This is a genomic window from Acetobacter farinalis, from assembly GCF_011516935.1.
Classification (GTDB): Bacteria; Pseudomonadota; Alphaproteobacteria; order Acetobacterales; family Acetobacteraceae; genus Acetobacter; species Acetobacter farinalis.
Genome location: NZ_WOTF01000001.1, coordinates 531,394 through 541,885, shown reverse-complemented (window position 1 = coordinate 541,885; position 10,492 = coordinate 531,394). Strand labels below are relative to the sequence as shown.

Genomic DNA, 10,492 nt, shown 5'->3' with positions numbered 1-10,492 from the left:
CAAGCCCACCCCCTGCCTGTGCGTGGCCGGGGCAAGATCATGAAGCGCGCCTCCCCGCCTCTGCCCCCCATCGCCGGAGCACCCGGCCAGCCGGGAGGCGTGTTTCTCTCCCCGCTTCCGGAATGGGTTGCGACTTGCTGCCGCTTTGGCAATCAGGCGCGGGCAGTCCTGCGGCTTGGGGCCATTGCCGTGTGGGTTCCGCTTTCTGTCGGGTTTGAAGCCTGCCTCCTGCTGGTGCCCGGCACCGTCAAGATCCGCTGGACGCGTGTCATCTGGAGCATCCTGTGCAAACTGCTTGGCCTGCGTATCCGGGTTATTGGCAAGCGGGCTGGCACGGTTGGCGGCGCACGCGCCCGCGCACGGGGGGAACGCCCGGTTATTTATATCTCCAACCATTCCACATGGCTGGATGTTCTGGTTCTGGGCAAGCTTCTGCCGTCTGTTTTCGTGGCCAAGGGAGATATCGAGAACTGGCCTGTCATGGGGCTGGTCTCAAAAATCGGCCGCACCATTTTTGTCAGCCGCCAGCGTAGCACCACCGGGCGTGAGCGTGACCTGATGATCCGCCGCATGGTGGAGGGGGACAATCTGGTTCTCTTCCCCGAGGGCACATCCTCTGATGGCTCCCGCGTGCTACCCTTCATGTCCGCGTTTTTCGCCATCGCAAAACTGCCCCGGCTGCCTGAGGGTGAAAAAAGCGCGCTGCCGGTAGTTTACGCACCGGGCATGTCCCCCATCATCCAGCCGATCTCCATTGTGTATGATAAGCTGGAAGGCCTGCCCGTGGTCCGGCGGCGGCGGCCTGTTTTTGCCTGGTACGGAGATATGGATCTCGGCCCCCACCTCTGGCAGCTTGCCCAGTGGCATGCCTCCCGGGCCACGGTGGTGCTGCATGAACCGCTGGACCCGGAACTCTTCCCCAGCCGGAAGGCGCTGGCTCAGGCCGCATGGCATGCCGTGGCCCGAGGCGCTGCGGAACTGCGCCAGAACCAGACCCCGGTTATCCAGCCCGGCCGGTGTGATCCTGCGGAACTGCCCTGTAATAAATCCCGTGTCACAAAACCTCTGCTTGACAGAGTGGCCCCGCGTTTTGCTTCATACCTGAAGAACCGGTGAGGACTCCTTTTTATGGTGTATCTGCCCTCTGCCAGCGGAAAAGACTCTTGACCTCAGGCCCCGCTCGCCTGATTCCCTCCTCCTGCCGTAAGGAATGGGCCTGCGGTGTGCCGGAACCACTGCTGCCATGACTGGACTTCCCCCCTCTTCCCCCTCGCCCGCACGTGGTCTGCCCGCACGTGGTCTTCATGTCATCACATGGGGCTGCCAGATGAATGTGTATGACAGCGCCCGCATGAGCGATGTCCTGCGCCCGCTGGGTTATCAGCCGGTGGAAACGCCCGAGGCGGCGGACATGATCATTCTCAACACCTGCCACATCCGGGACCGGGCCGCCGAGAAGGTCTTTTCCGAACTGGGGCGGCTGAGGAAAATCAAGGACGAGCGCACAGCACACGGTGAGCAGACCATTATTGCGGTCGCAGGCTGCGTGGCGCAGGCCGAAGGGCAGGAAATTCTGGCTCGCGCACCCTATGTGGATATCGTGCTCGGCCCGCAGACCTATCATCGCCTGCCGGAAATGGTGGCCCGCGCCGCCCGCGCCGGTGGTGCCGTGATCGAGACGGATTTCCCCGCGGAGCAGAAGTTTGACTTCCTGCCCGATGCCGCCGCACCGCAGACACCGGGGAACCTCACCGCTTTCCTCACCATTCAGGAAGGGTGTGACAAGTTCTGCTCCTTCTGCGTGGTGCCCTACACACGCGGGGCGGAAGTCAGCCGGCCGGTTGCGTCCGTTCTGGCGGAAGCCCGCCGCATGGTGGAAAGCGGCGTGCGGGAGATCAGCCTGCTCGGGCAGAATGTGAACGCCTATCATGGCGCCGGCCCGCAGGGTGATGTGTGGGGGCTGGCACAACTGGCCGAAGCACTGGCGGCCATTCCGGGCCTGAACCGCATCCGTTACGCCACATCCCACCCGCGTGATATGGATGCGGCCCTGATTGCCGCGCATCGGGATATTCCGGCCCTCATGCCGTTCCTGCACCTGCCCGTGCAATCCGGCTCCGACAAGATCCTGCGGGCCATGAACCGTGGCCACACGGCGGATGACTACCGCGAGATTGTCCGGAAGCTGCACGAGGCGCGGCCGGACCTCGCTCTTTCATCGGACTTCATTGTCGGCCATCCGGGCGAGACGGATGAGGATTTTGAAGCCACCATGCAACTGGTGCGGGATGTAACCTTCGCGCAGGCCTATTCCTTCAAATACTCCCCCCGGCCCGGAACACCTGCCGCCGGTGCGCCGTTACAGGTGCCTGAAGACGTGAAAGACGCCCGCCTGCAAGCCCTGCAGGCCCTGCTGCGGGAACAGCAGGATGCGTTCAACCAGTCGCTCGTGGGGCAGACCGTGCCTGTCCTGTTCACATCGGAAGGGCGCAAGCCGGGCCAGATTTCCGGGCGCTCCCCCTGGCTTCAGCCGGTGCATGTCACCGGCACGCCAGATCTGATTGGTCAGGAACTGCCTGTCCGTATTACTGAACGGCTTACCAATTCGCTGAATGGCGTTCTGGAAGAGGAGAAAGTTTACGCTTGAGCACCACTCCCCAGCCCCTTTCCCCCGCTCCTTCCGGCACGCCTGTGCCGGAAAAACCGATCACCCTGCTGTTTGAAGACAACACCCTGCTGGCCCGGCTGGTAGGCGATCATGATCGTAATCTGCGTCATCTGGAAGAAGGGCTGGATGTGCAGGTTGCCCACCGTGGAAACCGGATTTCCATCAAGGGCTCCCCTGCCGAGGTCGCTCTGGCCCGCACCACACTGAGCAAACTCTATCAGAAACTGGCTGCCGGTGGCACGGTGGATGTCAGCACCATTGAGGCTGTTATCCGCATGACCCGTCTGCACGAAAGCACAAGGCTTACTGATATGCCCCGTTCAGAGTCTGAAACTGACCACACCACGGCTCCTGCGGTTCCTTTTTCTGCATCCCGCGAAACCCTGCCCGCCCTGAAAATGCGCCATGGGGTGATTGAACCCCGCTCCTCCGGGCAGGCCGCCTATATGCAGGCGCTGGCCAAGAAAGAGATGGTGTTCGGCATTGGCCCCGCCGGCACGGGCAAAACCTATCTGGCCGTGGCGCAGGCGGTGGCCATGCTACAGGCGGGCTCGGTGGACCGCATCATCCTCTCCCGCCCGGCGGTGGAAGCAGGTGAGCGCCTTGGCTTCCTGCCGGGGGACATGAAGGACAAGATCGACCCCTACCTCCGCCCGCTCTACGATGCCCTGCACGACATGCTGCCGGGAGATCAGGTCATGCGGCGCATGGCGGCGGGGGAAATTGAAGTGGCTCCGCTGGCGTTCATGCGCGGGCGCACGCTCTCCCACGCGTTTGTCATTCTGGACGAAGCCCAGAACACCACCATCGCGCAGATGAAAATGTTTCTCACCCGTCTGGGGCCGGGCTCCCGGATGGTGATTACGGGTGACCTGACCCAGATCGACCTGCCCACGGGCACAAAATCCGGGTTGCAGGACGCACTCGAAACACTGGAAAATGTACGCGGCATCACCATCACACGGTTTGATGCGACAGATGTCGTGCGCCACAGGCTGGTCGCGCGCATTGTGGAAGCGTATGATGCAAGGACGACGGCTCTCCGGGGATCCCCCCGCAACACTGGCCGTCAGGAGAACAATGGAACCGCCAAGTAGTACAGGCCACGTTCATTCCCCGAACGTGGCTGACCCGGAAAGTCTTGTTGCGTCAGGTCTTTTCCCATCACACGCGTTTGAAGAAACGCCCGAAATCCTGACAGAGGACCGGCGCTGGCGCTGTTACGTGCCAGCCCCGGAAAAGCTGGTGCGGCGCGCCCTTGCCGCCTGCGCGGGCTACGGCAGGCAGCCCGGCAGTGTTGTCCTTTCAACAGACCGCGTGGTGCGTGTGCTCAACGGCCAGCACCGCGGCAAGCACCGCCCCACCAATGTTCTGACATTTGATCCGCCCCCGGGCATTCCCGGCGGAGATATCATTCTCGCTCTGGAAACCGTGCTGCGTGAAGCCCGCCAGGCGCGCAAGCCTGTCAGCCATCATCTGGCGCATCTGATCATTCACGGCAGCCTGCATCTGGCCGGGTATGATCATCATCAGGCGGGAGAAGCCCGCGAAATGGAAATGCTGGAAGGGCGCCTGCTCTCCCGGCTGCACATTCCAAACCCATGGAAACCACGGGCATGAGCGAGCACGAGACCACGCGATCCGAAGGGCCGGAAACACCGGGCCGGAGCCTGTTCTCCTTTTTCGGCCGGAAGAAGCCCCCGCCGGGCCTGCGTAGTTCCATCGCGGCACTGGTGCAGCAGGCTGCCAACGAGTCGGAAACGCCCGAAGGCGAACAGCCCGAACTGGACCGGCAGGAACGTGTGCTGATTGCCAATATCCTGCGCCTGCGGAATATCTCCGCTGATGATGTGATGATCCCGCGCCCGGATATTATCGCCATGCCTGTCACCATCAGTCTGGATGACGCGCTGGCCATGATGCGCCGGGAAAACCATTCCCGCATGCCGGTCTATCGCAATCAGCTCGATGATATTGTGGGCATGATCCATGTGAAGGATCTGATCGCCTATGTCGGCACCAGCGAGGCGTTCAATATCGAACCCCTGCTCCGCCAGCCTCTGATGATCGCGCCACAGATCCCGGTGATGGACCTGATGCTGCAAATGCGCCAACGGCAGACACATCTGGCTCTGGTGATTGATGAATATGGCGGCGTGGACGGTCTGGTCACGATTGAAGACCTGATTGAAACCATTGTGGGCGATATTGCGGACGAGCACGATGAACCCGCCGTGACCATGATCACGGAGCGGCCGGACGGCACCTATGATGTGGATGCCCGCTGCCCGGTACAGGAATTTGAGCAGAAGGTGGGCGCGATTCTCACGCCTTCGGAAAAGGAAGCGGAAATCGAGACCATCGGCGGGCTGGTGTTCCGCATGGCCGGCCACGTCCCGACCCGCGGAGAAGTGCTCACACACGAAAACGGCTATGTCTTCCGGGTGCTGGATGCCGATGCACGGCATATCCGCCGGGTGCGGGTGCGCAAACTGCCCAACGCGGCGGAACCCACCCCCGGCGAGGGGGAGAGCGACGCCGGGAGCCAGCGCACGTCTTGACGGACGAGGTGTTCTGCCGCCATCCCTTAAACTTCAGATCAGTCTCACCTGTAACGGAGCCAGGATTTCCGATGTCCTTTTCCCGCCGCTCACTCCTTGTCACCGCAGGCACGGCTCTGGCCGCAACGGCAACGCATGGTCTGGCTTTTGCCGCTCCCGCCGCTGGGGCGGACCCACGCATGGCCACGCGTGAACTGGGTGACCCGAACGCAAAGCTGGTGGTGGAAGAATGGTTCTCCCTCACCTGCATTCACTGCGCCCATTTTTCTGAAAACACCTTTCCGCTGGTCAAGAAAAACCTGATCGACACCGGGAAAATCCGTTACGTCTTCCATGATTTCCCCACAGACCAGCTTGCAACGGTTGCCGCCATGGTGGCCCGCACCCTGCCGCCGGAACGTTATGAACCGTTTACGGCCTCCCTGCTCGCCAGTCTGGACCGCTGGGCCTATGTGCGTGACAGCAGCCCGCTGGAAGCCCTGAAAAAAATGGCAGCCTTCGCCGGTATGCCCGCGGATGTGTTTGATAAAACCGTGGCTGACCAGCAGCTCATGCAGTTCATCCTCTCCCAGCAGACGGAAGCGCAGGACAAGTATCATTTCGATTCCACGCCCACTTTCCGTTTCAACAACAAGGTGCAGATCTCGAACGACATGACATACGAAGCCTTCACCAAGGCTCTGGCAGACGCAAGCTGACAGCCTCTCTCAGCCTGCGGTAAGCCCGTTTCTCCATGACAGTTCGTTTTGTTCGCTTGCGGATTGCCGGGTTCAAAAGCTTTGCCGATCCCGTCACCGTGGAAATTCTCCCCGGCCTGACCGGCATTGTGGGCCCGAACGGCTGCGGCAAATCCAACGTGGTGGAAGCCCTGCGCTGGGTGATGGGGGAATCCTCCGCCCGCTCCCTGCGCGGCGGAGAAATGGATGATCTGATTTTTGCCGGCACCACGGGCCGGGCTGCCCGCTCTCTGGCGGAAGTCACCGTCACGCTCGAAGGCACGCAGGGCCGTGGCCCCGCAGCCTTTGCGGATCAGGATGAACTCCAGATCACCCGCCGGGCCGAACGCGGCTCCGGCAGTGAATACCGGATAAACGGCAAGCCCGCCCGCGCGCGGGATGTGCAGACCCTGTTTGCGGATCTCGCCTCGGGTGCGCGTTCCTCCGCCATGGTCAGTCAGGGTCGGGTGGCCATGCTGGTGGGGGCCAGACCGGAAGAACGCCGCTCCATTCTGGAAGAAGCCGCGGGCATTACCGGCCTCCATGCCCGCAGGCATGAAGCGGAACTCAAGCTCCGCGCCACAGAAAGCAATCTGACCCGCGCTGAAGACCTGCGCCAGCAACTGGAAGCGCGGCTGGGCGGGCTGGCCGAACAATCCCGCGAGGCCGGGCGCTATCGGGAACTCTCCTCCGCCCTGCGGGAAGCCGAGACAGAATTGCTGGCCGTGCTCCACGCCCGGGCCCGGCAGGCCGTGGCACACGCCATTGAAACAGCCACCCGCGCCCGCCATGCCCTGACAGAGCATGAAGAAGCCGCCGAAAGCGCGGTGGTTGCAGAATTTGAAGCCAACCAGAAACTACCCGCCATCCGCACCCGTGCGGATGAAGCCCGCACGGTTCTGGAACGGTGCCGTGTAACGGCGGAAGGGGTCACTCGGGAAGAAGAACGCGCCGCCGCGCAAGCCCGCAGTGCGGCAGACCGCCTCCAGCAGCATGAAGCCGATTACGCTGCCGCCCAGACCCGCGAGGAAGACGCCACCCGCACGCTGGAGCGGCTGAAGGCGGAAAAGGCGGAAGCCGAGGCCGCGGAAGCCTCCCTCCCGCTCCGCGCCGCGGAAGCAGAAACCCGCCAGGCCGAACTGAGCGCAGCACTGGCAGAAAGCGAGCGTACACTCGCGCACCAGACAGAAACTCTGGCCGCCGCCCGCGCACGCAGGGACCGCGCAACGGAGGAACTGGAAGCCGCAACTGCCTTGCTGGCCCGGGCCTCGGACGCCGTTGCCACCCTTGAGGCGGAACTGAACGCCCTGAAGGACCGTATGCCCTCCGAGGAGAGCATGGCGGCAGCAACTCTCGCCGTGCAGGACGCTCGCGCGGCACAGGCAGCGGCCCGCACAGCCTTTGAGGACGCAGACCGCGCCCGCTCCGAATCCAGCGTTGCCCTCTCCATCGTGCGGAACGATGCGGAAAACGCCCGCCAGACACAGGCCGAAACCCGCAAAGCTCTGGACCGCACCCGTGCGAAGCTGAACACCCTCCGGGCTGATCTGTCCCGCCTTGAAGCACGCCATGCTGAAACACAGGGCGCCCTGCTGGAAGACGCCGCCCTTCAGGCCCTGCGGGAAAAAGCGGAACAGGCCGCCGCCGCGCATCAGGCCGCCATACGGGCGCTGGAAGAGGCCGACAGCACCCGGCGGGAAACCTCTGCGGCGCTGACACAGGCCAGCCGTACCTTTCAGGACCACGAAAGCCACCGCAAGGCGGCAGAGGCAGCGTTCACCGCAGCGCAGACAGCCCTGCATCGTGCGCGTCAGGAAGAGGAAACCCTGACACGCGGGCTGACGCAGGCACAGGCCGAAGCCATCCCCGATGCCACACTTCAGGACGCACAGGCCCGGCGGAGAACGCAGGAAGACCAGCTTCGCGCCGTAGCGGAGGCACTCACTCAGGCCGAAACGGCTCTGGCGGACCTGAAAACCACGCATAACGACGCACTTGCGCACCACAACACGCTCCGCACGGAACTCACCCGCCTTCAGGCGCAGGCGGACGGGCTTGCGCAGGCGCTGGGCACGGAAGACGCCGGAACGGAAGAACCCGTCTCTGCCCGGATGGATATTCCGGAAGGGTATGAAGCCGCTCTGGCCGCAGCCCTTTCTGAAGGGCTGGATGCCCCGGTGGCGGACAAAGCCGCCCGTGGCTGGCACACGCTGCCCGCCCTGCCCGAGCAGCCCGCGCTGCCGGGTGGTGCTGTGCCTCTCAAGGCCCATATGACAGCCCCGGAGGCCCTGAACCGCATTCTGGGCCGCATCGGCCTGCTGCCAGAGGGCGTGGATGGCCACGCCTTACAGGCCTCCCTCATGCCGGGGCAAAGCCTTGTCTCCCTCCGGGGGGACCTGTGGCGCTGGGATGGGTTCTATGCACGCGGCGGGGAGCCCGATGCCGCCACCCGTCGCCTTGGACAGCGCCGTATTCTCAAAGAAACAGAACAGCGGATTGCCACTCTTCAGGCTGACCTCCCGGCAGCGGAACAGGCTGCCACCGCAGCCGCGGCCGCCCAGCGGGACATGGAACAGCAGGCCGCGGAGCAGCGCAGCCAGCGCGCAAAGCTGGAACAGGCCCTGCAACAGGCCCGCACGCAGGAAGCGGACCTTGAGCGCCGCCATGCGGCCTCCCGCGCGCGGCTGGATGGCCTACGCCCACAGCAGGAACGCGCCACAGCCGCGCGTCTGGACGCCGAGGCCGCACTCGCCACGGCCACGGCCACCCGGGAGGCTCTGCCGCAGGCAGAATCCCTGAAAGCCGCTCTGGATCAGGCCCGCCAGCAGGACACCGCCGCCCAGCAGGCCGAACAACAGGCCCGCACGGCTCTGAAAACTGCCGAGCAGGCCCTCCGCACAGCGCAGGACGCTCTCACCCGCGCGGAAAACCAGCAGGCCACCGCCAGCGCGCGGCTGGAAACCCTGCTGCCCGAACGTGACCGCCTGCGGCAGGATCTGGCGGCAGAGGAAGGTACGGTGGCTGATCTGGAAAGCCGCCTTGCCGCCGGGCAGGCCGACCAGCAGATTGAAGCCACCCTGCACGCCGCCCAAGCCCGCCAGACCGAAGCCGAAGCCGCCTGCCGCGCGGCAGAACACACCGCTACCCAGACGGAAGCCGCGGCGCAGGACGCCATACAGCAGCACCAGAAACTGCAGGAACTCTCGCTCGAACTACGCGCACGTCTGGCGGCCCTCACCCCGCGCCTGCACACGCTTCAGGCCGAGCAGACCGAGGCGGAAGAGCGCAAGGCCCGCGCCCTCACCCTGCGGGACGAGGCCTCCGCCGCGCTGCCGGAGACTGGTGAAGCCGATCTGGAAAGCCTGCGGGAACAGCGCGGCAGCCTGACAGCGGAGCTGGAGCAGGTGCGCGAACTGCGCGCCGCCCTTCATGCGGAAAAGGCCACTCTGGCCAACCGCCTGGCCTCTCTGGATGCTGCCTTGCAGGACTGGACAACACGGGCCGCGTCCGCCCGGACAGACCTGGCCCACGCACAGGCCCGGCTGGACGCCGCCCGCACGGAGCATCAGACCGTCTCGGAACTTCCGGCAGAAGCGGAACGGCTGAAGAAAAACACGCTTCAGGCCCTGACCGAAGCCGAAGCCGCCTATGCTGAAGCTGATAAAGCCCGCACGGATGCAGAAACCGCATTGGCCGAAGCCACGGAACAGCGCCGCAGGACCGAGGCACAGCTCACCACCGCGCGGGAAAACCTGCTGAAGGCCGAAGGCCGGAGCGAGCAGGCCAAGGCCATTCTGGACCAACTTCTGGCCGAGAACCCCGCACCACCCCATCACCCCACCACAGATCTGACAGAAGCGGCGGAAAGCTCCCTCCGCCGCAAGATCTCCCGCCTGACGCGTGAGCGGGAAGAAATGGGGCCGGTCAACCTGCGGGCGGAAATAGAAGCGGAAGAAGCCTCCGGGCAAGCCAATACACTGGCAGCTGAAATTGCGGATCTTGAATCCGCCATTGCGCGCCTGCGTGGTTCCATCGGCTCCCTGAACAAGGAAGGCCGGGAACGCCTGATGGCGGTTTTCACGCAGGTGGACCAGCATTTTCAGTCCCTCTTCTCCCGCATGTTCGGAGGCGGGCGGGCGCATCTGGGCCTTGTGGGGAGTGATGATCCTCTTGAAGCCGGGCTTGAAATCTATGCCCAGCCACCGGGCAAAAAGCTGGCGACTCTCTCCCTTCTTTCGGGAGGTGAACAGGCTTTAACCGCTCTTTCATTGATTTTTGCAGTATTTCGCTGTAATCCAGCTCCCGTTTGCGTCCTCGACGAAGTTGACGCACCTCTTGACGATGCGAATGTCGGACGTTTCAGTTCCCTTCTGGGGGACATGGTTACAGAAGCAGGAACCCGTTTTCTGGTTGTCACTCACCATCAACTGACCATGGCTCATATGGACCATCTTTTTGGCGTCACCATGCAGGAGCGCGGGGTGAGTCGCGTTCTGTCGGTTGATCTTGCCCGCGCAGCCGCCATGGCTGAGCAACAGGACTAGGGA

Annotated in this window: 7 protein-coding genes; all 7 read left to right on the top strand. The window is 63.8% G+C overall.

Going from position 1 to position 10,492, the window contains the following annotated elements; translation table 11 throughout:
• The first annotated feature begins 39 nt into the window (after positions 1 to 39).
• Entirely contained in the window at positions 40 to 1,116 is a 1,077-nt protein-coding gene (locus GOB82_RS02435) for a lysophospholipid acyltransferase family protein (protein WP_166119680.1), read from the top strand.
• A 127-nt stretch (positions 1,117 to 1,243) separates the two neighbouring features.
• A complete protein-coding gene (gene miaB / locus GOB82_RS02430; protein ID WP_377792069.1) occupies positions 1,244 to 2,647 on the top strand; it encodes a tRNA (N6-isopentenyl adenosine(37)-C2)-methylthiotransferase MiaB in 1,404 nt (467 codons plus the stop codon).
• On the top strand, positions 2,644 to 3,765 hold the full coding sequence (locus GOB82_RS02425; RefSeq protein WP_194300304.1) for a PhoH family protein: 1,122 nt from the start codon (positions 2,644 to 2,646) through the stop codon (positions 3,763 to 3,765). Before miaB ends, GOB82_RS02425 begins: the two co-directional genes overlap by 4 nt.
• The gene (gene ybeY, locus GOB82_RS02420) at positions 3,749 to 4,288 is read left to right on the top strand and encodes an rRNA maturation RNase YbeY (RefSeq protein ID WP_166119114.1); all 540 of its coding nucleotides are present in this window, start codon (positions 3,749 to 3,751) and stop codon (positions 4,286 to 4,288) included. Before GOB82_RS02425 ends, ybeY begins: the two co-directional genes overlap by 17 nt.
• A complete protein-coding gene (locus tag GOB82_RS02415; protein WP_166119111.1) occupies positions 4,285 to 5,229 on the top strand; it encodes a hemolysin family protein in 945 nt (314 codons plus the stop codon). Before ybeY ends, GOB82_RS02415 begins: the two co-directional genes overlap by 4 nt.
• 71 nt (positions 5,230 to 5,300) lie before the next feature.
• Positions 5,301 to 5,927 (top strand): thioredoxin domain-containing protein, encoded by a 627-nt coding sequence (locus GOB82_RS02410; RefSeq protein WP_166119108.1) that lies wholly within the window; start codon positions 5,301 to 5,303, stop codon positions 5,925 to 5,927.
• A 35-nt stretch (positions 5,928 to 5,962) separates the two neighbouring features.
• The gene (locus tag GOB82_RS02405; protein ID WP_166119105.1) at positions 5,963 to 10,489 is read left to right on the top strand and encodes an AAA family ATPase; all 4,527 of its coding nucleotides are present in this window, start codon (positions 5,963 to 5,965) and stop codon (positions 10,487 to 10,489) included.
• Positions 10,490 to 10,492: the final 3 nt, after the last annotated feature.